The following is a 21,935-nucleotide window of genomic DNA, read 5'->3' on the forward strand; positions in this document are numbered from 1 at the left end:
CGGTGGGGCCTTTGCGGAGGCCCCACCGATCCCGCGACCCCCGTTTCAGACCACAGACTTACAACCCTGAGAGGGATTGACGCATAGTGCTCGACGTCAACTTCTTCGACGAGCTCCGGATCGGCCTGGCCACCGCTGACGACATCCGTCAGTGGAGCCACGGTGAGGTCAAGAAGCCCGAGACCATCAACTACCGCACCCTCAAGCCGGAAAAGGACGGGCTCTTCTGCGAGAAGATCTTCGGTCCGACCCGGGACTGGGAGTGCTACTGCGGCAAGTACAAGCGTGTCCGCTTCAAGGGCATCATCTGTGAGCGCTGCGGCGTCGAGGTGACCCGCGCCAAGGTGCGCCGTGAGCGGATGGGCCACATCGAGCTGGCCGCTCCCGTCACGCACATCTGGTACTTCAAGGGCGTTCCGTCGCGGCTGGGCTACCTGCTCGACCTCGCCCCGAAGGACCTGGAGAAGGTCATCTACTTCGCGGCGTACATGATCACGTACGTCGACGAGGAGCGCCGTACGCGTGACCTGCCCTCCCTGGAGGCGCACGTCTCCGTCGAGCGGCAGCAGATCGAGAACCGCCGGGACGCCGACCTGGAGGCCCGCGCCAAGAAGCTCGAGACCGACCTGGCCGAGCTCGAGGCCGAGGGCGCCAAGGCCGACGTGCGCCGCAAGGTGCGCGAAGGCGCCGAGCGCGAGATGAAGCAGCTGCGCGACCGCGCCCAGCGCGAGATCGACCGTCTCGACGAGGTGTGGACCCGCTTCAAGAACCTCAAGGTCCAGGACCTGGAGGGCGACGAGCTGCTCTACCGCGAGCTGCGCGACCGCTTCGGCACGTACTTCGACGGCTCGATGGGTGCCGCGGCGCTGCAGAAGCGCCTGGAGTCCTTCGACCTCGACGAGGAGGCCGAGCGCCTCCGCGAGATCATCCGCACCGGCAAGGGCCAGAAGAAGACCCGTGCGCTCAAGCGCCTCAAGGTCGTCTCCGCGTTCCTGCAGACCAGCAACAGCCCCAAGGGCATGGTGCTCGACTGCGTGCCGGTCATCCCGCCGGACCTGCGTCCGATGGTGCAGCTGGACGGTGGCCGCTTCGCGACCTCCGACCTGAACGACCTGTACCGCCGTGTCATCAACCGGAACAACCGCCTGAAGCGGCTTCTCGACCTCGGCGCGCCCGAGATCATCGTGAACAACGAGAAGCGCATGCTCCAGGAGGCCGTCGACGCGCTGTTCGACAACGGCCGTCGTGGCCGTCCGGTCACCGGCCCCGGCAACCGCCCGCTGAAGTCCCTCAGCGACATGCTGAAGGGCAAGCAGGGTCGTTTCCGCCAGAACCTGCTCGGCAAGCGAGTCGACTACTCGGCGCGTTCCGTGATCGTCGTCGGCCCGCAGCTGAAGCTGCACCAGTGCGGTCTGCCCAAGGCGATGGCGCTGGAGCTCTTCAAGCCGTTCGTGATGAAGCGCCTGGTCGACCTGAACCACGCGCAGAACATCAAGAGCGCCAAGCGCATGGTCGAGCGCGGCCGCACGGTCGTGTACGACGTGCTGGAAGAGGTCATCGCGGAGCACCCGGTTCTGCTGAACCGCGCGCCCACCCTGCACCGCCTCGGCATCCAGGCCTTCGAGCCGCAGCTGGTCGAGGGCAAGGCCATCCAGATCCACCCGCTCGTCTGCACCGCGTTCAACGCGGACTTCGACGGTGACCAGATGGCCGTGCACCTGCCGCTGTCCGCGGAGGCGCAGGCCGAGGCCCGCATCCTGATGCTGTCCTCGAACAACATCCTCAAGCCCGCCGACGGCCGGCCGGTGACGATGCCGACCCAGGACATGGTCCTCGGTCTGTTCTTCCTCACCACCGACGGCGAGATGCGGGACGTCAAGGGCGAGGACCGCTCCTTCTCCTCCGTCGCCGAGGCGATCATGGCCTTCGACGCGGGTGAGCTCTCGCTCCAGTCGAAGATCGACATCCGCTTCCCGGTCGGCACCATCCCGCCGCGCGGCTGGACCCCGCCGGCGCCGGAGGAAGGCGACGAGCAGCTCGGCGAGGCCGAGTGGCAGCAGGGTGACAGCTTCCGTCTGAAGACCACGCTGGGCCGTGCGCTCTTCAACGAGCTGCTCCCCGAGGACTACCCGTTCGTCGACTACGAGGTCGGCAAGAAGCAGCTCTCCGAGATCGTCAACGACCTCGCCGAGCGCTACCCGAAGGTCATCGTGGCGGCGACGCTCGACAACCTGAAGGCGTCCGGCTTCTTCTGGGCCACCCGCTCCGGTGTGACCGTCGCCATCTCCGACGTCGTCGTCCCCGAGGCGAAGAAGGAGATCGTCCGCGGCTACGAGGCGCAGGACGAGAAGGTCCAGAAGCAGTACGAGCGCGGTCTGATCACCAAGGACGAGCGCACGCAGGAGCTCATCGCGATCTGGACCAAGGCGACCAACGAGGTCGCCGAGGCGATGAACGACAACTTCCCGAAGACCAACCCGATCTTCATGATGGTGAACTCGGGTGCACGAGGCAACATGATGCAGATGCGTCAGATCGCCGGTATGCGTGGTCTGGTGTCGAACGCGAAGAACGAGACGATCCCGCGTCCGATCAAGGCGTCGTTCCGTGAGGGTCTGTCCGTGCTGGAGTACTTCATCTCCACGCACGGTGCCCGTAAGGGTCTGGCGGACACCGCGCTGCGGACCGCCGACTCCGGTTACCTCACCCGTCGTCTGGTCGACGTCTCCCAGGACGTCATCATCCGCGAGGAGGACTGCGGCACCGAGCGCGGCCTCAAGCTGGCGATCGCCGAGCGCGGCGAGGACGGTGTCCTGCGCAAGACGGGCAACGTCGAGACGTCCGTGTACGCGCGCTGCCTCGCCGAGGACATCGTGGTCGACGGCAAGGTGCTGGCCCCGGCCGGCACCGACCTCGGCGACGTGCTCATCGACGAGCTGGTCAAGCACGGCGTGGGGACGGTCAAGACCCGCTCGGTCCTGACCTGCGAGTCCGCCGTCGGCACCTGCGCCATGTGCTACGGCCGCTCGCTGGCCACCGGCAAGCTGGTCGACATCGGTGAGGCGGTCGGCATCATCGCCGCCCAGTCCATCGGTGAGCCCGGTACCCAGCTGACGATGCGTACCTTCCACACCGGTGGTGTGGCCGGTGACGACATCACCCAGGGTCTGCCGCGTGTCGTCGAGCTCTTCGAGGCCCGTACCCCGAAGGGTGTCGCCCCGATCTCCGAGGCCTCCGGCCGCGTCCGGATCGAGGAGACCGAGAAGACCAAGAAGATCGTCATCACGCCGGACGACGGCAGCGACGAGACGGCGTACCCGATCTCGAAGCGCGCCCGTCTGAAGGTCGAGGAGGGCGAGCACGTCGAGGTGGGCCAGCAGCTCACCGTGGGTACCCAGAACCCGCACGACGTGCTGCGCATCCTGGGCCAGCGTGCCGTCCAGGTCCACCTGGTCGGCGAGGTCCAGCGGGTGTACAACTCGCAGGGTGTGTCGATCCACGACAAGCACATCGAGATCATCATCCGGCAGATGCTGCGCCGTGTGACGATCATCGAGTCCGGCGACGCCGAGCTGCTGCCCGGCGAGCTGGTCGAGCGCTCGAAGTTCGAGACCGAGAACCGTCGTGTGGTGCAGGAGGGCGGTCACCCGGCCTCCGGTCGTCCGCAGCTCATGGGTATCACCAAGGCCTCGCTGGCCACGGAGTCGTGGCTGTCGGCGGCGTCCTTCCAGGAGACGACCAGGGTCCTCACGGACGCGGCGATCAACGCCAAGTCCGACTCCCTGATCGGCCTCAAGGAGAACGTCATCATCGGTAAGCTCATCCCGGCCGGTACGGGTCTGTCCCGCTACCGCAACATCCGGGTGGAGCCGACCGAGGAGGCGAAGGCCGCGATGTACTCGGCCGTCGGCTACGACGACATCGACTACTCGCCGTTCGGCACGGGCTCCGGCCAGGCCGTTCCGCTGGAGGACTACGACTACGGTCCGTACAACCAGTAAGCGGGAATGAGTCGAAGGGCGGTCCCCCCGTACGTCACGTACGGGGGGACCGCCCTTCGGCGTGCGTGGGGGTGACAGGCCCTAGCGGCCGGTGAGCTCCCAGGCGGCGACGGCCGCCGTCGCCATGGCGGCCAGGGCGCCGATGCTGGCGACCGGCCAGCGGGAGCGTTCCAGGGCGTCGAGGCGCTGCTCGTGGTCGGCCAGTTGCTTGTCGGTCTGGTCGCTGCGCTGGACCAGCAGCGCGAGCTGGCCGTCGGCGCGGGCGAAGCCGGCCTCCACGGTGCCGCGCAGCCGCTCCAGCTCCACGGCGACCGCGGCCGGATCGGAGAGGGGTTCGTTCACACGTCGCTCTTTTCGCTGTGCGGGGTCTCCGTGCGCAGCCACGACGGCAGCAGGGCCTGTACGGCCGGCAGGGCCATGACGCGGGTCACGGCACCGGCCACGGCCAGGGCTCCGGCGACCCAGGGCAGGGTCTCGGGGACGCCCACGGTGTCGACGACCGTCGGCAGCAGGACGCACAGGCCGACGGCGGTTTGCAGAACGGTGCGCAGGGCCCGCTTCGCGGCCACTGACATGGGGGGTACCTCGCTCTGGTGCGGTGATCAGGAGCTGTACGGGACCTTCAGCGCGGCCCAGGACGTCGCGCCGGGCCAGCCGTCGGCGTCGGCCCCGCTGTAGCCGAGCTTGCGCTGCCACTTGGCGTAGGACGCCCGGTCGGCCTCGGTCCACTGGGGTCCGGGGCCTTCGGCGTACGCCGAGCAGCCGACCGCCACCAGGCGCTTGCCCATCGCGGTGACGATCGCCGACTTCGGCTTCTTCTTGAACCAGTCGGCCCCCGGGAAGGGCTGGTACGTGGGCTTGGCGGAGCCGGAGCCGGAGCCGGAGGTCGAGCCGGTCGCGGGGGTGGTGGTGGCCTTGGTCAGACGGGCCGCGATGCGGGAGCGCAGGTCGGACATGGCGAAGCCACGCGGGTCGATCTTGGCGCTGGTCCACTCCTTGTGGCCGATGACCGAGCGGGCGCTCCACCCGTGCGCCCGGCACAGGGCGGCCGAGGCCCGCACGATCGCCTCCAGCTGCGCCTCCGGCCACGGGTCCTTGCCGTCGCCGAGGTTGACGCACTCGAAGCCGTAGAAGTGGGTGTTGCCGTCCGTGGTGCGCTGGTTCGGGGCGGGCAGCGTCGCCTTCTCCGCGGCGACCGCGGCGAGGACGTCGGGGTCGCCGGCGCCGGCGTGGTTGGCGCGGCCGTTGCCGACGAGGTGGACGGTGCCGTCCTTGGCGATCACGCCGTGGCAGAGCGGGCCGGGCAGGTCGGAGTGGCCGTTGAAGCAGAGGCTCACGGTGGAGCTGGTGCCGGTGGTGACGGTGTGGTGGACGACCACACCGTTGACCGGGCCCCAACTGCCCTTGTGATTACGGTTGTTGGTGCGCCAGCCGTCGTGTTCGACGACGGTGACGCCCTCGGCCCGCAGCGCGGACACGAGGGCGGTGGCGGAGAGGGGGTTGGCCATGGGCGGTGCCTCCCGGAGTGGTGCGGGCATGAGAAGACCCCGGCCGGTGGGGGCGGCTCGGGGTCGGGGGTGGTGCGGTGGGGGTGAGCGGGATCGGCGGTGTCAGACGGTGGTGTCGGTGGTGGTTTCGTTGGTGGTTTCGGTGGTGGTTTCGGTGGCGGTGTCGACGGTGGTGTCCGTCCCGGTGTCGGTGCCGGAGCTGTCGTCGGTGCCCGTGTCGGTACCTGTGTCGGTGTCCGTGCCCGTTCCGGTGTCCGTGCCCGTGGTCGGGTCGGTCTCGCCGCCGGTGTCCGAGCCGTCGTCGCCGTCACCGCTGCCGTCGTCCGGTGTCCACGCCGCGCACAGCGCCACGTACGCCGCCGTGTGGGCCTGGAAGTCCGCCAGTGCGGCGGCGACCGCCCGCTGGACGGCCGTCTGGTCGGGGACGACCGGGTCCGTGCCGACGGGCATGACGGTGACGCGGCCGTAGCCGCGCAGGACGGCGCCCTCCTCCCCGGTCTCGCTGAACTGGGCGGTGACGTTTACGGGGGAGTAGGTGCCGGTGATCGAGTCGGGCGCGATGATGTCGCTGAGGCTGGTGTCGGTGACGTTGACGTGGACCGTGTGGCCCGCCTCGACGAGGGTGGCGCGGCCGGCGAAGTCGATCGCGAGGCCCCAGGGCTGGCTGGTGTCGATGTCCATGGGTGCGGTCCCTTCCTCGGGTGTCAGCTCTGGCGGCCGTACATGAGCACGGGGTTGGCGTAGACGGTTCCGGCCGTGGCGAGTGCCTGGATCTCGACCTTGAGCAGGGTGCCCCAGACCGAGGAGAAGTCGTCGCTGATCAGATCGGAGTGATCGAAGTTGGAGCCGGCGGTGACGGCGGTGCCCCACGGGTTGCCGTTGACGAGCACCTGTACGGAGCCGGCCCCTCCGGAGCTGGCCTTCGTGTGGACCAGGAGCCGCATCCTCGGCTGCCAGACGATGTTGTACGACATCGCGATGGTCGTGTAGGCGGCCGCCGTGGTCTGCGGCCAGCGGGTGACCGTGCTGTCCTGCGGGGGCAGCATGGGCAGCCAGGGCCGGGCGAGGCCCCCGCTGACGACGTCGTCCGCGAAGACCTCACGGCCGCCGTTGTCGAAGATCCGCAGCGGCTGGAGCGCGGTGCTGGAACCGTGCCCGTCGTGCAGGCTCATCGCGAGGGAACCGGTCTGGCGGCGGATCGCCATGCCGTACTCGTCGCCGCTCCACGCTCCGACCGCGAACACGGCCGCACCGCCGCCCGGCGGCCGCACGACCAGGTAGCCGCCGTCGGTGATCTCCACCCCGCCGCCGGAGACCTTGTTGAGCGCCGGCCGGTTGTTGACGGCCGTCGACAGTTGCTGGATCCGGCGTTCCATCTGGGTCAGCCGGTCGATGATGTCTTCGGGGAGCTGGGGCATCAGGCGGCCTCCTCCAGGTAGAGCTCGGCGGTGTCGGGACGGCCCCGCTGGGCCGGGCTCACCTTGACCCCGATGATCCGGTAGCGGGCGTCGAGGCCCTCGGTCCACCACTCGTCGGTGATCCGGATCCGGACCGTGCGGCCGAGCAGCGCCGGCGGCACCAGGTCGTCGAGGCGGACGGTGATCTCGGGGATGACCACCGCGCCGGTGCCCGCGTCCAGTTCCGCGCCGGCCAGGGCGTTCAGGGTGTCGGGGTCGGTGATGTCGTTGTGGTCGGAGGACAGGTCGATGCGCGGGTAGCCCGCCTTCTCGATCAGGTCCGTCGCGACCGCGACCTTGGAGGTCAGCGGCCGGGACTCCTCGGCCTGGTTGGTGTTGACGGAGGCGCCGCGGGCGCGGGACGTGGTGCCGCCGCGGGTGGCGTCGCGGGGGAAGGAGTACGACAGGATCGTGCCCGGCCGGTCCATCACCAGGTCGCTGCTGCCGATCTCGACCCTGGGGCTGCCCAGGCGCAGCCGGCGCACCCGCGCCCCGGTGGCCGGGTCGCGGTAGACGGCGATGTGGTGCTCGAAGCCGTTCTCCAGGGAGGCGAGCGCGTCGATCGCCTCCAGGTAGACGGTCTCGTCGCCGTCCCGGTAGGTGACGGAGCGCTTCACCCCGGAGTGCTCGGTCCCGTACGTGACGCCGATGCCGCCGCCCGGCAGCGCGGTCTGGAGATCGGTCCACAGACCGCGGACGATGTCGAACTGGTACTGGTCGGCGAAGTCCAGCTTGTACGCGGCGTCGTAGGCGTCGGTGGTCGCCCGGATGCGGCGGCGGCCCGCGTACGACTCGAACGTGGCCGCCTGGATGCCGAGGGTGAGGACGCCCCGGTCGTCGCTCTGGAGCGTGGACGTCCAGATGATGCCGCCCCACCACAGGTCGTCGCCGCGCTGGAGGTACACCGAGGTGCGGCCCTCCTCGATGCGGCGGACCCGGGCGGCCATCGCCGCGTCGGGCACGGGGATGGTGCCCGACAGGGAGCCGGCCTTGCCGATGTAGTCGTCGACGGTGACGTCGCGCAGCGGCAGGATGTCGATGGTGCGGTCGGTGAGCAGGTCGCAGAAGATCGCGCGGTAGGGGGTGTTGATCGTCGTCATGAGGCGGCCTCGTAGGTGGCGGTGCCGAGGACGGAGTTCCCGCTCGCCCAGGTCCACGGTGAGACGGAGTCCACGAGACCGGTGTTGGTGAGCGCGACCCCGCTGGAGCGGCCGGTGGAGATCACCAGTTCGAATGTGGTGGTGGTGGGGATCTGCACGCGCGAGACGATCCGGGTGGTGTTGTCCACGCCGAGTTCGGCGAAGCCGACGACCGACTGGGCGCCCGAGGCCGGCACCGGCAGGGAGAACCGCCAGTTGTCCGTGGTGGCCGGGCTGGTGCCGAAGCTGGTGGTGCTGCCGAAGACGATCGCGAAGTTGCAGTGCACGGTCCTGCCGGACTTCACGTACCGACAGCTCACCGTGGCGTTGCCGTACGACGGTGCCGCGAGGCCGCTGTTGGTCGTCCACGCCGGCGTCCAGCTCTGCCAGGTCGGCAGGACCGGGTAGTCGGCCCAGGCGGTGCCGTTCCAGCGCTGGAGCTGGCCGTTGAGGTCCCGGTACTGGCCGGGGTAGGCGCCGTTGGTGGTGTCGGTGGTGACGGGCAGGATGCCGCCGGCCGAGACCGTGGCCGTGCGGCGCCCGGTGAGCGCCGTGGCCCAGGGGATGCCGCCGGTGCCCGCGCTGGTGCCCGCGGGGACCAGCACCTCGTACAGCGGGAGGGACAGGCCGGGCGCGGTGGGGACCGTCGGCAGGGCGGCGGCCGTGCCCTCGACGATCTCGACGGCGGCCTCGTAGCGGCCTTCGCCGTCGTGGTCGTGGTCGTACACCCGCAGGACGACCAGGTCGATCCGGCCGTACTGCGGGTTGCCGTCGCTGAAGGTGAGGGGCAGGTACTCGGTCAGGGCGACCGGGTAGGCGCCCCGGGTGTCGGTGCTCTGCACGACGGCCCGGCCGGGGCTGACCGTCGCGCTCATGGCGCCGCTGGTGCCGGTCAGCGTGAAGCCGGAGATGCGGTACTGGCCGTCGGAGGAGCCCGGCAGGATGCCGGAGCGGGTGGCGACGGGCGAGGTCGGGGTGAGGGCGCCGAGCGAGACGAGCCGGGTGTCCTCTCGGGACTGGCCGTCGGGGGACAGCCAGCCGGAGCGTACGGGCATGATCAGCTCCTTGTCGTGAGGGGAGGGGTCAGGCGGTCGGGTCGACGCGCATGAAGATGTTGTCGAACCAGCAGGTCACCGCGGCGTCGCTGGAGCGGTGCATGGCGGTCATCGTGTAGACCGTGCCGGGCGTGAGGCCGTACAGCCGCCACATGGTCGCGACCGAGCCGGCGACCGGGCCGCCGTAGGAGGCCGCGTACTCGTCGTTCGGCGTGAAGACCACCGTGCTGCCCTGGGTGATCTGCGGGGCCATGAACGCGGTGGCGGTGCTGTTGTCCTTCGTCGAGATGCGGGCGCCGAAGTGCAGCAGCACCGCGCCGGTGCCCGGGGCGGTGAAGTTCAGCGTCAGCGCGGTGACCGTCGTCTCGACCAGGGCTGCCGTGTACGTCGTGGACGTGGTGGACCCGGCGTCGAGGGACGAGGTGAACCACGGGGTCGTCACGGCCGGCGCCCACACCGAGCCGTTCCACCGCTGGAGCGTGCCGGTGGACGAGTCGCGGTACTGGCCGGTGTAGGCGCCGGTGCTGACCGCGCCGGCCGGTGCGATGCCGCCGACGGCCTTCGGGTACGGCACCCAGGCGGACCCGTTCCACCGCTGGAGGACGTCGGCGACCTCCCGGTAGGCGCCGGGGTAGCCGCCGGCTGCCGTGTCGTCGGAGCGGGTCGGCAGGATGCCGCCGACGGCGACGGTGGTGGGGCGCAGGTCGGTGCGGGCGGTGTCCCAGGCGATGCCGCCGGTGCCGGCGCTCAGGCCCGCCGCGACGGCGACGGTGAACAGCGGCAGCGAGGCGTCCGGGGCGTCGGGCGCCACGGGCAGGGCCTTCGCCTCGCCCTCGACGATCTCCACGACGGCCTCGTAACGGCCCAGGCCGTCGTGGTCGTGGTCGTACACCCGCAGGACGACCAGGTCGATCCGGCCGTACTGCGGGTTGCCGTCGGTGAAGGTGAGCGTGACCGGTTCGGTGACGGCGACCGGGTAGGCGCCGCGGGCGATCGTCGACTGGATCACCGCCCGCCCCACGCTCATGGTGGCGGACATGGTGCCCGCCGTGCCGGCCAGCCACAGGCCGGTGAGCCGGTACTGGCCGCCCTCGGAGCCCGGCAGCACACCGGAGCGTCCCTTGGCGTCGGTGACCGGGGTGACGGCGCCGACCTGGGTGACCCGGGTGTCCCCGCGGGTCTGGCCGTCGGGGGACAGCCAGGCGGAACGTGCGTTCATGTCGATTCCTTCGGGTGCGGCCGGGTCAGGAGGCGGATTCGTAGGTGCCGTGGATCGACAGCACGTCGCCGCTCGCCCAGGTGAAGGGGAAGCCCTTGTCCCAGATGTCGATGGCGGTCGACCGGCTGTCGCGGAGGCGGACGAGGCCGACGCCGCTCGTGATGCCGAGCGAACCGTTGCCCGGGTAGGACAGGCTCGCGGAGGTGTCGTACGCGATCGCGTGCATCGACCGGAGGTCCAGCTTCCAGGCCGTGGAGACCGGCACGACCGGCAGGGAGAAGGTCCAGTTGCCGTTGGCGTCCTGGGCCGACAGGTTGGTCGTCGAACCGATCTTGAGGTAGATCCGGACGTGTACGGCCGTGCCCGTCTTCAGGTACGAGCCGGCCAGGGTGCCGTTGCCGATGGCGGGCGCGGTGCCGGTGTCGGCGCCCCACTTGGGCGTGTAGTCGGTCCAGGCCGGCACCGGCTGGTACGACACCCAGGTCGAGCCGTTCCACCGCTGGAGCTGTCCGCCGGAGCTGTCGCGGTACTGGCCGGTGTAGCTGGCCGCGGTGACCGTGCCGGCCGGGGCGATCCCGCCCAGCGCGCTCGGGTACGACACCCAGGCGGACCCGTCCCAGCGCTGGAGCGCGCCGCCGGAGTCCCGGTACTGGCCGGGGTAGGCGCCGTTGCCGGTGTCGCCGACGGCCGGCAGGATGCCGCCGATCGCGACGGTGGGCGTGCGCAGGTCCACGGCGTCGTTGTTCCAGTTGATGCCGCCGGCGCCGGCGCTGATCCCGGCCCGGACCCGGACCTGGTAGATCGGCAGCACGATGTCCGGCAGCGCGGGCACCACCGGCTCGGCGGCCGGCGCGCCCTGGATGATCTCGACGGCGGCCCTGGTCTCGCCGAGGTCGTCGTACAGGTCGTCGTAGATCCGCAGGACGACCATGTCGTAGCGGTCCTGGGCCTGGCCGTCGGCGAAGGTGAGGGCGATCGGCTCGGCGAGGGTGACCGGGTAGGCGCCCTGGTTGCCGTCGGCCTGGATGACGGCGCGGCCCTCGTGGACGGTCGCGTTCATGGTGCCCGCGTTGCCCTCCAGCCAGAAGCCCGCGAGGCGGTAGAGGCCGTCGTAGGAGCCGGGCAGGATGCCGGAGCGGACCTCCAGCGGGTTGGCCGGGGTGGTCGCGCCGATCTGGGTCAGGCGGGTGTCCTCGCGGGTCTGGCCGGTCTCGGCCACCCATGAGCTGCGCAGGTTCATCTGCTGGTCTCCTGTGATCTCCGGAAACGGTGGGGAAGGTGAGGGGGCGTCAGGACCTGAGCCATTCGGCCGTGAGGCTGGTGGCGTAGCCGGAGCCGCCGAGGGTGGTGATGGTGGAGCCCGACTGCTGCATCCCGTAGAGGGCGAGCTTGTCGCCGGCCGTCAGCCTGACCAGGCCGCTGCCGCCGATGCTGGTCGCGCCCGGACCGGCGCCGGTCAGCCAGGTGACCCGGGGGACGCCGGCGCCGTTGACGTAGACGCGGGCGCCGCGGTTGCCGGTGGTGGACTCCGTGTACCAGGTGATGGTGGCCGACACCCGCCACCAGCCGGCCCTGGGCACCGTGTAGGTGTTCGAGCCCGACCAGCCGACGGCGTCGTCCACGTCGGTGCTCTGCATGCTGATCTGCGTCCACACGCCGGTGGGCACGGACTGCGCCGTGGTCTGCGAGACGCTGAGCAGCACGGTCGTACGGCCCTCCGCGTACTGCCAGGCCGAGCCGTTCCAGCGCTGGAGCAGTCCGGCGGCGTCCTCGCGGTACTGGCCGACATGGCTGCCGGTGGTGAGCGCGCCGGACGGTGCGATGCCGCCGAGGGCCCGGGGGTAGGCGACCCAGGCCGTGCCGTCCCAGCGCTCCAGGACGCCCGAGTTGTCCCGGTACTGGCCGGCGTACGCGCCGTTGAAGCCGCTCGCCGGGACGATCCCGCCGAGCGCCACCGTCGGGTAGCGCAGGTTGGTGACCGCGCCGGTCCAGTTCACGCCGCCGGAACCGGCGGACGTTCCGACCGGCACCTTGACCAGGTAGAGCGGCAGGGCGCTGCCGTCGGGGCTGGTCGGCGCCACCGGGGTGGCCGAGGGGACGCCCGTGACCAGGCGGACGGCGGCCTCCGTGGCGCCGCTGAGGTCGTGGACGTCGTCCCGGACGACGAGTTCGACGAGGTCGATCCGGTCGTACTGGGCGTCGCCGTCGGTCACCGTCAGGGTCTCCGGCTCGGTCACGGCCACCGGGTAGGCGCCCTGGCCGGTCCGGCCGCCCTGCACGAAGGCGCGGCCGGGGCCGACGGTGAAGGACATCGCCCCGGTGGTACCGGTGAGGGCGAAGCCGCCGGGGACGATGCCGCCCCGGGCCTTGAGCGGGACGTTCTCCGCCACCAGGGCGTTCGGGGTGAGCAGACCGGACAGCGTGACCCGGGTGTCCTCCCGGGTCTGGCCGGTCTCGGTGAGCCAGGCCGCTCGCACGGTCATGGGGTCACCACTCCGCCGCGCGCCAGCGGACGGTCATCCGGGCGCCGGTGTCGTAGGTGTCGGGGCGGAACGCCAGCTGGGCGCGGCCCGGATCGAAGGCGAACAGTTCCTCGGGGCTGCTGTCGGCGGCGGCCGTGTTGCGGCGGGAGGCGGTGCCGTTGAGGGTGACCGTCCCGGCCGCGGTGTCGACGGTGAGCTCGTCGCCGGCGGCGAGCGTGATCTGGTAGCGCAGCCGGCGGGACGAGGAGCGGTCCGTCACGGTCGGGTTGGCGCACGGCCCGGTGAAGGTGACCACCGGGTGGGTGGGCGCGGAGCCGGAGTTCTCGGCGTTGACGTCACCGGTGGAGGCCGCCTGGCCCCAGTACAGCGGCCAGGTCAGCGGCCAGGTCAGACCGCTCTCCGGCTGCGGGGCACCGGTGACGGCGGTCTGCTCGGTGACCGAGTAGCGGCGCGGGTCGGTGGCGTACCACTGCACGGACGCCCGGGAGACGCCCTGCGTGGTGTACGTCCGGTCGGCGGCCAGCACCCGCTGGCTGACCCGGGCCCGCACGGCCAGGGTCTCGCCGTGCAGCCGCACGGCCAGCCAGCGCTCGGCGTCGCCCAGCAGCAGGGCCTGGCGCAGGGCGCGGGTGGCGGTGAGCGAGGAGTCGCTGCCGCTGCCCGCCGGCACGGTCCACACCGTGGCACCGACCTTGCGGGGCTTGGCGTAGCGGGCGCCCGGCCAGGCGCCGTGCGCGGTCGGGTGGTCGGCGTCCGAGGAGTCGTACTCGGGCAGGTCCTCCCAGCCGGTCAGGCCGCCGCGGTCGATCTCGTACGGCGTGCCGGGGCCCAGCAGCAGTCCGGCCCACTGCATCTGCCCGTCGCGGGTGATGAGTGAGCCGGGGGCCACGTCGTCTGTGGATGCGGTTGTGGTCGTCTCGGCCATCGGGCCGTCACCTCACTGTCAGGGGCAGGCGTGGGCGGATGCGAGGAAGAGCAGGTCTTCGGCGGTGGAGCGGGCGCCGGCGCCGCGGGTCTCGTGGAACTCCTTGACGCGGTGGGGGGCCTGGGCCGCGGACACGCGCCGCCTGCGCGCGAGCGCGCGCCGGCGTTCCAGGTCGGTCAGCGGCAGCACCCGGCCCGCCCGCGAGGAGGCGCCCGGGACGGCGACGCCGCCCTCGGCGAGCATCGGGATCTTGTCGATGTCGACGCCGAACTTCTTGCCGAGCAGGCTGAAGCTGAGGCCGTTGAGCTTGTCGATGACCCAGTTGGCGAAGGCGATGAGGCCCTGGATCGGCCCCTTGACCACACCGGCGAACGTCTGGGCGCCCGTGGTGACGAACTGCCCCAGCGCGTTCAGCGTGCGGGAGGTCGCCTCCTTGACCCGGGTGAACATCCGGGGGACGTCCTTCGTGATCCAGGTCAGGGCCGGCTTGATCCGGTCCTTGAACCCCCGCCAGACCGACGACACCTTGCCGCTGAGCGCCCGGGTGTCCCCGGTGGTCAGCGCCTTCAGTACGGCGAACCCGGTGCCGACGAGGGCACCGATGACGGTGAGCGCGGTGGTGATCACGCCCAGGTAGGCGGTGACGTAGATGTTCACCGCGCTCGCGATGGCCTTGAGCAGCGGGGTCATGGCGGTCAGGTAGCCCTCGACGTACTTCAGCACGAGCGTGGCGAGCTGCTCCATCAGCCGCTGCCCGGTCTCCGAGTTCAGCGCCAGGTCGATCAGCCATCCGGCGACCGGGAGGAGCAGGCCGGTGACGAAGCCGATGGGGTTGGCGCGGGTGAGGGCGTTGATGATCAGCATGACGCCGGCGCCTATGGTCATGGCGGTGCCGAAGGTGCCCATGAGGTCGCCGACCAGGCCGGCGACGTCGATGAGGCCGGCGGCCATGGAGAGGATGCCGGCGGCGGCTGACTTGAGATTGCCGAGGGTCTTGGCGGAGCGCTGGGCGTTGCCGCCGACGTCCTTGATGCCGGTGGCGGCGGTGGTGGCGGACTGGCCGGTGCGGGTGACGGAGCGGGCGGCGGCGTCCGCGGACGTCTTGAACGGGCGCAGGGCGGCGCTGCTCCCGGAAGCGGCTGTGCCGATCCGGCCGGCGCCGGTGGCGGCGCCTTTGATCCGGTCGGTGAAGGAACGCAGGGTGCTGTTGCTCTGCACCAGGGCGGATCGGAAGGACTGCAGGACCGGAGCGATGCCGGCGAGCGGGTTGGCCGACAGGCCCCCCGCCGATATCGCGGCGGCACTCATCCGCGCGCCTTCGCCAGGAACATCAGGGCGTCGGCGGTCCGCTGGGGGCTGGTGTCCTCGGCCGCGTAGTAGTGCTCGATGTTCAGCGCGCCGCCGCTCGACCCGCCGGCTCCGGCGAAGGCCGGGCCCTGGGCGGCGGCCCGCTTCAGCAGCCGGTCCAGCTTGCTCAGCGGCAGGACGGCCTCCGCCTCACCGGCCTCGGCGAGGATCGCCGGGACACCGCCGGAGCGGGGCAGGACGACACCACCGGTGGCCAGCATGGGGATCCGCGGCAGGCTGACGCCGAAGGTCTTGCCGCCGACGCCCGGGACCCATCCGGGGATCGACACCTTGATGCCGTTGAGGGCGCCGATCGCGCGGTTGATGATGCCGATGACGCCGTTGATCGGGCCCTTCACCGCGCTCTTGATGCCGTCGAAGGCGCGGCCGGCGATGCCCTTCAGGCCGCCCCAGATGCTGGACAGCTTGTCCTTGACGGCCCGGAAGGCGTTCGGGATGGCGGACTTGACCCAGTTGACGACGGGCGAGATGACGGCCTTGATGCCCTTCCAGACGCTGGAGACGACCGTCTTGATCGCGTTCAGCGCGGTGGTGATGACCTTCTTCCAGATGGCGACGTAGGTCTTGATGACGGTGGCGACGGCCTTCACGACCGCCGAGATCGCCGTCTTGATGCCGCTCCAGACCGACTTGATCAGCTTGGCCGCACTCTTCATGATCGGCCCGATGGCCTTCATCACGGTGCTGATCACGGACTTGATGACGCCGAAGGCGGTCTGCAACACCTTCTGCATGGTCTTCGACTTGGTCGCCATCTCGACGACCTTCTGGATCAGCGGCATGAGCAGGTCCATGAGCATGCCGAAGAAGTTGCCCTTCATCGACTTGTTCATCTTGTCCTGGCCCTTGGCCGCCTTGCTCGCCCCGGACTCGTACTTGCCGAGGTTCTTACCGGCGGTGGAGCCGGTCTTGCCCGCCTTGGAAATGGACTTCTCGGCCTGGTCGGAGGCGGTCTTGAGGTTCTTCAGCTCGTTCCCGGACCCCTGTGCCGCCGTCTTGAGCTGCTTGAGCCGGCCTTCCGTGCTGTCGGCCTTCTGTTTCAGTCCGTCCGTGGCCCGGCCCGCGTCCTGGGCCCTGTCCTTGAAGTCCTTGAACGACGATGACGCTTTGCTCAGAGATCGCACCAAAGACATTTCTCACCAATCCTTGAAGCTGGGGCATGAATTCTTTGGTCAACCGATGGCCGCGACCAGAGCATTGATGCGCGTGTGCAGCTGGTTGAGTTCATCCGCGGCGTTGTGGGCCTGCGGTATGGATCCCGGCGAAGTGGGGACCGACCCCATGCGGCTTCGGACGTCACGTTGAGAGCGTTCGATCTTGGCGACCCGCAGCTCCACGGCCCCGATGCGCTTGTTGGCGTTCTTCATGGAACGCGACAGGCGGTGTTCTATCGAGGAGAACCTGGAGTTCAGCTTCCGCTCGTCCTTCTGCTGAGCGGTCAGGAACTGGCGGTCGTACTGGGTTCTCTTCGTGATGTAGTTGACGAGTTGGAGCGTGAGTCGGTTGACCTTCTCCGTGACATCGAAGATGGCGAAGTCGTACTTGATGAACGTGACGCCTATGAGGCTGCCCGTGAGACCGGACACGAAGCCCATGAACTCAGGCGTCTTGTACCACCTGGTGTCCGGCTTCCAGGCCGACTCGCCGGCCTTCTCGATCTCGTCCGCAATGAGCTTCTTGAGGGACTTTTCGTACTCGGACTCCTCCTTCTTCTTGGCTGCCTGCTCCTTCTTCTTCTCCTCGGTCAGGAAGGCAAGTTCTGTCTTGTCGACCTTCTTCTTGATTTCGCCGTCGAGTCGCTTGTCCTCCTGGGACAGGGTCTCTTTGACTTTCTCTACATCTGCTGGTGTGGCCATGGTGGAAGCCACTCCCTCCTGGTACGATCACGCGAATGGGCATCCAGAGCGGGAAGGTTTCGGGGCGGGGCGAAGCAGGTGGACACCTGCCCATGCGTCATCTACTGGTGATATGCGGAGTGTTCATCCTTTATTGGGGTGCCACACTCCTTATCGAGTTGTTCGACCGGCTGAGTGGGCTGGGAAACTGCGGATACCACCTGGGGCCGGCATGTGAGGGAGGGCGTGGAGCTCTGGCGATCGGAGCCCCGTCGGTGATCCTCGGAATCTCCCTCATCGGATGGCTGCACGGCCTGCGCGGGTGGGTGGGTCCGGTCGCAACGTACGGCGGATTCGCATTCCTGTATGGCTCGGGTGGGTCCGCCGTGGTGTTCGCAGTCAACGTGCCCAACGCCCGAGGGGTGGGCTGGACCGTACTCAACGGGATGGCGGCGATTCTCTTCCTCGGCCTCTTCGTGTTCCTGCTCCGAGGCGTCCTCTCCGGTGCTCGGAACGGTGGCGGATTCACGCAGGCACTGAAAGAGCTGTTCTGGGTCCTGGAAGTGCTTCCGGACTCCAAGAAGCAGCGCAGAAGGCTCGTGCGAGAGCGGGGAATCTCCCCGGAGGCGCTGCGGGCGGGCCGCGTCGTTCCCCGGACGCGGCGTGAGAAGAGGCAATGGACGCTCTTCACGGCGGAGGCTGCGCTGGCGCTGGTCGGCGGCATAGCGGCGGGCCACGCCTTTATCGCGTTCGCTTCCTGAGGTCTGAGGTCTGAGGCCGCCTGACGCTTGAGGTCCGAGGTTGCCTGAGGTGTGAGGGCCGAGGCCCCGGTCGGCGCGGTGGACGGCAAGGGTCCGGACGGGTTTTCGCCGGGTGGCGGTGGCTCGCCCGGGCGGGTCGCGGCTCCGCCCGCCGGGCGATCAGGGTGTGACGCCCCCGGCGTACGGCTGCTACGGCCGGCGCGGACGGGTGGTGGCCCGTCGCGCCTCCGTCAGCGCGTCCGACCAGCCGGCCGCGTAGGCGCGGGACTCCCGGGCGAGCAGTTCCTCGTACACCCGGTCCACCAGGGCCTCGCGGTCGGGGGCCGTGGTGTGCAGGAGGTGGGCGAGGCGGGTGTAGGTGTCGATCGGCTGCTTCGGGGAGTTGCTCGTGCCAGTCGCCATGTCGGCCTGCTTTCCGGTCTGTCCGCTGGGCTGTGGTACAGGTGGCGCCCCTGGGGCGTTCGAAACGTGTGTTCGAACTAGTGTACGAGTAATCCTGTGGTGCCGTTCCGTGTTTGTCGAGGACTCTCCGTCGCATCGCGGGCCGGACCTGCGGCGATACGGGGTGCGGTGGAGGTCGTGTCAGGTAGGTGGAGTAGGATCCGCCCGGTTCTCACGTCGGTGAATAGGGAGTGAACGAGCAGGCCCGGCAGTTGATCTGAGGGGCCGTCGGACGACGGTGGACGGCGACGGGGCGGCCGTCCTCGCGCGGGGGGCGCGATGGGGCAAGGACGAGGGCAGGGCATCACGGGGTGGACGGCGACGCGAGCAACGCGCGACATGATCATGTGATCGATTGGCTCGAACAGGCCTCGGACCTGCCACACCTCATCGCCCGCGTGTCCGAACTCGTGCTCCGTCTCGGCCACGACCCGAGCGACCTCGTCGTCCTGCCCCGCGCCGAGCTCGACCGACGGGAGATGGCCGCCTACAGCGCGGGCTGGGCCGACGTCGTCGCCGAGCAGCTCCCCGCGATCCGGCGCGCGTACGAGGAGCGGATCACCGCCGCCTACCTCCAGGGGCAGGAGGACGCCCGCACCGGCCGCCGGCCGCGCCGGGCCCGCCGGCCCGACGGCGCACCGGGCGGCGAGGTGATCCCGCTGCCGTACGTCCAGTTGCTGCGGCCTCCGAGTGAGGTGACGCGAGTAGAGGAGCGGGGCGAGCGGGAGCGGTCGGTGGCGGACGGGACGCCGGTGCCCCCGCCGCCCTCGCCCCCGCCGCCGTCGCGGGCGGCGGAGGAGGACGACCCGGCCGAGCGGAGCGGTGGCGGGTCGGGTGACTTCCTGCTCTCCGCCCGCGAGGTGCGCGAGAAGCGGCCGACTCCCTCGGAACGGCGTCCGGTGGTCCGCCGCAACGGCCGCCCCAGCGTGCCCCCGCTGGACCGGCCCGGGGAGACCGGGCCGGGAGCCGGCCGGGACAGGGGACGGCGGTCGGAACCCGGTGACCGGTCGTCGGCGGAGCCGCCCGACCTCCCGGGCGTCGGGGGGGACGAACGGCGTCGGCTGTCGGACCGGGCCCGCGCGCTCGCCGACGACCTGGAGGGCCGGGCCGGCGGGCGTCGGCGGGATGAGCAGCCGGGGGCGCCGGGTCCGCGCTGAGCCACCGAGTGCGGTGGGCCGACGCGTGGCCCGGCCGTCCCGGAACCGTCCTGCCGCGTGCGGACCCCCGCCGACTGTGCGCAGGGGCGGGGCGGTCCGGCGATCCGGCTCGTGCGCGGCCCGGAGTCAGCCGAAGAACCGCGCCAGTTGGGCGGCGGACGGCGCCCCGCCCCGGCCGTCGCCCCCGTCGGGGGACCGGTCTCCCGGCGGGGCGTTCGGGTCGGACGGCGTACCGGTGGAGACGTCCGCGTCCCCGTCGTCCGTCCCGTCGCCCGGCCGTGGCACCGGCACCGGAGGCTCCGGCTGGTCCCCGTCCTCGGCGGTGTTGACGCAGGCGAACATCCAGTTGGCCGCCGCCAGATGATCCACGGCTGCGGCCAGCAGATGGTCCGTCACCGACCACTCGGCGGCCTCCCCGTACAGGTCCCGGTTGACGGCACTGTCACGTGGCAGGTGCTTGATGAGCACCGCGAGCCGCCGCGCGGAGAGGCGGTCGCGGTGCCAGTCGAGCAGGTCGATGCCGTAATAGCGGAGCAGGTCCGCTTCGAGGGCCTCGGCGTGTTCGTCGACGAACCCGACGAGGCTCAGCCTTCCCCCAGGCCGAGCCCGGTCTCCTTGCCGTAGGCCTCCAGGATGGCGGCGATGTCCTGCATGGTGATCTCGTGCTGGGCGAAGCGGGCGAACTGGTCCTCGCCCATCAGCAGGCCGAGCAGTCCGTCGACGTCGTTGTCGTCGAGCTCGCGCAGGGCGCGGGCGGTGGCGCGGGTCAGCTCGGTGGGCAGCGTGAAGGTGTCGCCGTCGAGCTCGAACGACCAGGTGCGGCCGAGGGCTTCGAGGCGCTGGGCGCGGGCGGCGTTGACGTCGAAACGGGCCATGGTGATGCGTGCTCCTTGGAGTCCGGGAAGCCTGCTGGGAAGCCTGGGGAAAAGAGGGGGTGGGGCCCGGGGCGGGGTGGGGCCGGGTGGGCCCCGCCCCGCCCCGGTGGGTCAGGACGCGGCGTACGAGGCGTCCTTCATCACGAAGCTGGCGAGCGACGAGCCGTCGGTGGCCGCCATCGCCGTGAAGGTGATGCCGAGCTGGGCCGGCGACTTGCGGGCCAGCTTGATGTCGTCCGCCGCCGTGACCTGGCCGCGCGGGATGCCGAAGCGGTAGGTCACACCGGCGCTGTCGCCGGCCCGGACGTCCGTGAACTCCAGGCCGAGGGCGCGCACGTCGGCGTACGGGCGGTCGGCGATGTCGTACTTGTAGACGCCCGTGGAGCCGGTGACGGCCTCGACGGCGCCGCCGCCCATGAAGAACGGCAGCGTGTCCTCGTTGAACTGGAGCAGCGAGAACTTCAGGGTCAGGTCGCGGTCCGAGTACACGAAGTGCACCGGGCTGACGGCCTGCCACACGTCGACCGGCTCCAGCTTGTCCTTCTTGCTGAAGGTGACGCCCTCGCCGTTGGTGAAGCCGAGGTCCTTCCAGCCGGTCGCCCAGTCGGTGGACGGGTCGGTGGAGAAGGTCGTCGGGATCTCGGTGTCGGCGGTGGCGACGTAGAGCCGGCCGACTCCGGCGATGCGGATCTCGGAGGAGTTGGTGCCTGCCATGGTGGGTCTCCTTGTAGAGGGGTGGTGCCTGGGGGTGGGGTGCCGTCCCGGAGGGCTCCGGGTACGGCGAAGGCCCCGCCGGGACGGCGGGGCCTTCGGTCTGTGGGGCGGGTCCGCTCGGGCGAGCCGGGCCCGGACGCGTCAGTAGACGTCCAGGTACACCTTGTGCACGCTCACGTAGCGGTTGGCCGCGGAGTAGAGGTAGTCGGGCAGCCAGCGCGGGCCGTCCTCCTCGACCACCTCGGTGATGAGGTTGGTGCCGTACCGGTTGCCGGCGGCGGCCATCAGCGCGCGGCGGGCCGCGTTGGCCAGGACGTGCGCGGCCTGCTTGGTCGGTCCGTACACCTCCATCTCGATCAGTGGCTGGTCGACGTGGAGTTCGCCGACCCAGGCGCCGCCGCGCCGGTTGACGAGCACGGCGGCGGCCGTGCCGTCGAAGCTCTCGGGCGGTTCCACGGCGACGAGCGCCGTGGACAGGGCCGAGTCGGCCTCCAGGATGTCGACGACCAGGGCCTCGACGTCCGGGAAGGCGCTCGGTGGGGTGGGTGTGGTCATGTGCCGGGTCACCTCGCCGGGAAGAAGGGGAAGGCCGCCGGGCGGGCGCCGCGAGAGGGGCGGGGGAGGACGCGGCGCCTCGGCCCGGCGTACGGCGACGGGTGCGGCCCGCGTCGCGGGCACAGCTCCGCCGCTGCACCAACTGTGACAGACGAGCGTGCGCGCACGCAACTAAATCGGCGTGGCAGTTGCGCGGGGAGGTGCCGGAGGGGCGGAAGTGCAGGTGGGGGAGGTGGGGAGTGGCGGGTGGGGAGTGGCGGTCGGGGAGGTGGGGAGTGGGGTGTGCGGGGTGGGGAGGTGGGGCGTGCGTCGGAGAGCTGGGAGGAAGTCACGCTCTTGGTGCTGTGGTGCTGTGGTGCTGTGGTGCTGTGGTGCTGTGGTGCTGTGGTGCTGTGGTGCTGTGGTGCTGTGGTGCTGTGGTGCTGTGGTGCTGTGGTGCTGT

22 protein-coding genes are annotated in these 21,935 nt (G+C 70.5%); 3 read left to right on the forward strand and 19 right to left on the reverse strand.

Annotated features, from left to right (window positions below):
- The first annotated feature begins 86 nt into the window (after positions 1–86).
- Positions 87–4,001: a DNA-directed RNA polymerase subunit beta' gene (locus ACIP67_RS13260; RefSeq protein ID WP_401691344.1), complete on the forward strand. Its 3,915-nt coding sequence runs from the start codon at positions 87–89 to the stop codon at positions 3,999–4,001.
- A gap of 81 nt (positions 4,002–4,082) precedes the next feature.
- On the opposite strand, the gene ACIP67_RS13265 is transcribed toward ACIP67_RS13260, so the two are convergent.
- The 14 genes from ACIP67_RS13265 to ACIP67_RS13330 all read right to left on the reverse strand — a co-directional run bounded on the left by ACIP67_RS13265 (position 4,083) and on the right by ACIP67_RS13330 (position 17,011).
- Positions 4,083–4,343 (reverse strand): hypothetical protein, encoded by a 261-nt coding sequence (locus tag ACIP67_RS13265; RefSeq protein WP_401691346.1) that lies wholly within the window; start codon positions 4,341–4,343, stop codon positions 4,083–4,085.
- Positions 4,340–4,576, reverse strand: a complete 237-nt coding sequence (locus tag ACIP67_RS13270; RefSeq protein WP_401691348.1) for a hypothetical protein — start codon at positions 4,574–4,576, stop codon at positions 4,340–4,342. Before ACIP67_RS13270 ends, ACIP67_RS13265 begins: the two co-directional genes overlap by 4 nt.
- Before the next feature lie 27 nt (positions 4,577–4,603).
- Positions 4,604–5,509, reverse strand: a complete 906-nt coding sequence (locus ACIP67_RS13275; RefSeq protein ID WP_401691350.1) for a peptidoglycan-binding protein — start codon at positions 5,507–5,509, stop codon at positions 4,604–4,606.
- 102 nt (positions 5,510–5,611) lie between these two features.
- Positions 5,612–6,190, reverse strand: coding sequence for a hypothetical protein (locus ACIP67_RS13280; RefSeq protein WP_401691352.1), 579 nt, complete (start codon positions 6,188–6,190; stop codon positions 5,612–5,614).
- 23 nt (positions 6,191–6,213) lie between these two features.
- Entirely contained in the window at positions 6,214–6,927 is a 714-nt protein-coding gene (locus ACIP67_RS13285; RefSeq protein ID WP_401691354.1) for a hypothetical protein, read from the reverse strand.
- Complete coding sequence (locus ACIP67_RS13290; protein ID WP_401691356.1) at positions 6,927–8,066, reverse strand: hypothetical protein; 1,140 nt, start codon at positions 8,064–8,066, stop codon at positions 6,927–6,929. Before ACIP67_RS13290 ends, ACIP67_RS13285 begins: the two co-directional genes overlap by 1 nt.
- Entirely contained in the window at positions 8,063–9,160 is a 1,098-nt protein-coding gene (locus ACIP67_RS13295) for a hypothetical protein (protein WP_401691358.1), read from the reverse strand. Before ACIP67_RS13295 ends, ACIP67_RS13290 begins: the two co-directional genes overlap by 4 nt.
- Positions 9,161–9,188: 28 nt before the next feature.
- On the reverse strand, positions 9,189–10,379 hold the full coding sequence (locus ACIP67_RS13300) for a hypothetical protein (protein WP_401691360.1): 1,191 nt from the start codon (positions 10,377–10,379) through the stop codon (positions 9,189–9,191).
- A 25-nt stretch (positions 10,380–10,404) separates the two neighbouring features.
- The gene (locus tag ACIP67_RS13305; protein ID WP_401691362.1) at positions 10,405–11,619 is read right to left on the reverse strand and encodes a hypothetical protein; all 1,215 of its coding nucleotides are present in this window, start codon (positions 11,617–11,619) and stop codon (positions 10,405–10,407) included.
- A gap of 49 nt (positions 11,620–11,668) precedes the next feature.
- Positions 11,669–12,862: a hypothetical protein gene (locus tag ACIP67_RS13310; protein ID WP_401691364.1), complete on the reverse strand. Its 1,194-nt coding sequence runs from the start codon at positions 12,860–12,862 to the stop codon at positions 11,669–11,671.
- Between the two features lie 4 nt (positions 12,863–12,866).
- On the reverse strand, positions 12,867–13,787 hold the full coding sequence (locus tag ACIP67_RS13315; protein ID WP_401691366.1) for a phage distal tail protein: 921 nt from the start codon (positions 13,785–13,787) through the stop codon (positions 12,867–12,869).
- Positions 13,788–13,805: 18 nt separating this feature from the next.
- Positions 13,806–15,095: a tape-measure protein gene (locus ACIP67_RS13320; RefSeq protein WP_401691368.1), complete on the reverse strand. Its 1,290-nt coding sequence runs from the start codon at positions 15,093–15,095 to the stop codon at positions 13,806–13,808.
- Positions 15,092–16,288 carry a phage tail protein gene (locus ACIP67_RS13325; protein ID WP_401691370.1) on the reverse strand — a complete coding sequence of 399 codons (1,197 nt, stop codon included), beginning with the start codon at positions 16,286–16,288 and terminating at the stop codon, positions 15,092–15,094. The genes ACIP67_RS13320 and ACIP67_RS13325 overlap by 4 nt, the downstream gene beginning before the upstream one ends.
- A gap of 39 nt (positions 16,289–16,327) precedes the next feature.
- Complete coding sequence (locus ACIP67_RS13330; RefSeq protein ID WP_401691372.1) at positions 16,328–17,011, reverse strand: hypothetical protein; 684 nt, start codon at positions 17,009–17,011, stop codon at positions 16,328–16,330.
- A 35-nt stretch (positions 17,012–17,046) separates the two neighbouring features.
- Here ACIP67_RS13330 and ACIP67_RS13335 point away from each other — a divergent pair, with 35 nt between their 5' ends.
- Complete coding sequence (locus ACIP67_RS13335) at positions 17,047–17,751, forward strand: hypothetical protein (protein WP_401691374.1); 705 nt, start codon at positions 17,047–17,049, stop codon at positions 17,749–17,751.
- 189 nt (positions 17,752–17,940) lie between these two features.
- Here ACIP67_RS13335 and ACIP67_RS13340 read toward each other — a convergent pair whose 3' ends face one another.
- Positions 17,941–18,153 carry a hypothetical protein gene (locus ACIP67_RS13340; RefSeq protein WP_401691376.1) on the reverse strand — a complete coding sequence of 71 codons (213 nt, stop codon included), beginning with the start codon at positions 18,151–18,153 and terminating at the stop codon, positions 17,941–17,943.
- 437 nt (positions 18,154–18,590) lie between these two features.
- Between ACIP67_RS13340 and ACIP67_RS13345 the strand changes: the two genes are divergently transcribed.
- Positions 18,591–19,349, forward strand: coding sequence for a hypothetical protein (locus tag ACIP67_RS13345; RefSeq protein ID WP_401691378.1), 759 nt, complete (start codon positions 18,591–18,593; stop codon positions 19,347–19,349).
- Positions 19,350–19,475: 126 nt separating this feature from the next.
- Here the strand turns inward: ACIP67_RS13345 and ACIP67_RS13350 are convergent, their stop codons facing one another.
- The 4 genes from ACIP67_RS13350 to ACIP67_RS13365 form a co-directional block, all read right to left on the reverse strand.
- Positions 19,476–19,817 (reverse strand): hypothetical protein, encoded by a 342-nt coding sequence (locus tag ACIP67_RS13350; protein WP_401691380.1) that lies wholly within the window; start codon positions 19,815–19,817, stop codon positions 19,476–19,478.
- Between the two features lie 116 nt (positions 19,818–19,933).
- Positions 19,934–20,224, reverse strand: a complete 291-nt coding sequence (locus ACIP67_RS13355) for a hypothetical protein (protein WP_401691382.1) — start codon at positions 20,222–20,224, stop codon at positions 19,934–19,936.
- A 111-nt stretch (positions 20,225–20,335) separates the two neighbouring features.
- Positions 20,336–20,938, reverse strand: coding sequence for a phage tail protein (locus ACIP67_RS13360; RefSeq protein WP_401691384.1), 603 nt, complete (start codon positions 20,936–20,938; stop codon positions 20,336–20,338).
- Between the two features lie 141 nt (positions 20,939–21,079).
- Positions 21,080–21,493 (reverse strand): hypothetical protein, encoded by a 414-nt coding sequence (locus tag ACIP67_RS13365; RefSeq protein WP_389513271.1) that lies wholly within the window; start codon positions 21,491–21,493, stop codon positions 21,080–21,082.
- Positions 21,494–21,935 lie beyond the last annotated feature (442 nt).

Origin of the sequence: Streptomyces sp. NPDC088812, assembly GCF_044750285.1 — a bacterium.
In the GTDB taxonomy this organism is placed as follows: Bacteria; Actinomycetota; Actinomycetes; order Streptomycetales; family Streptomycetaceae; genus Streptomyces.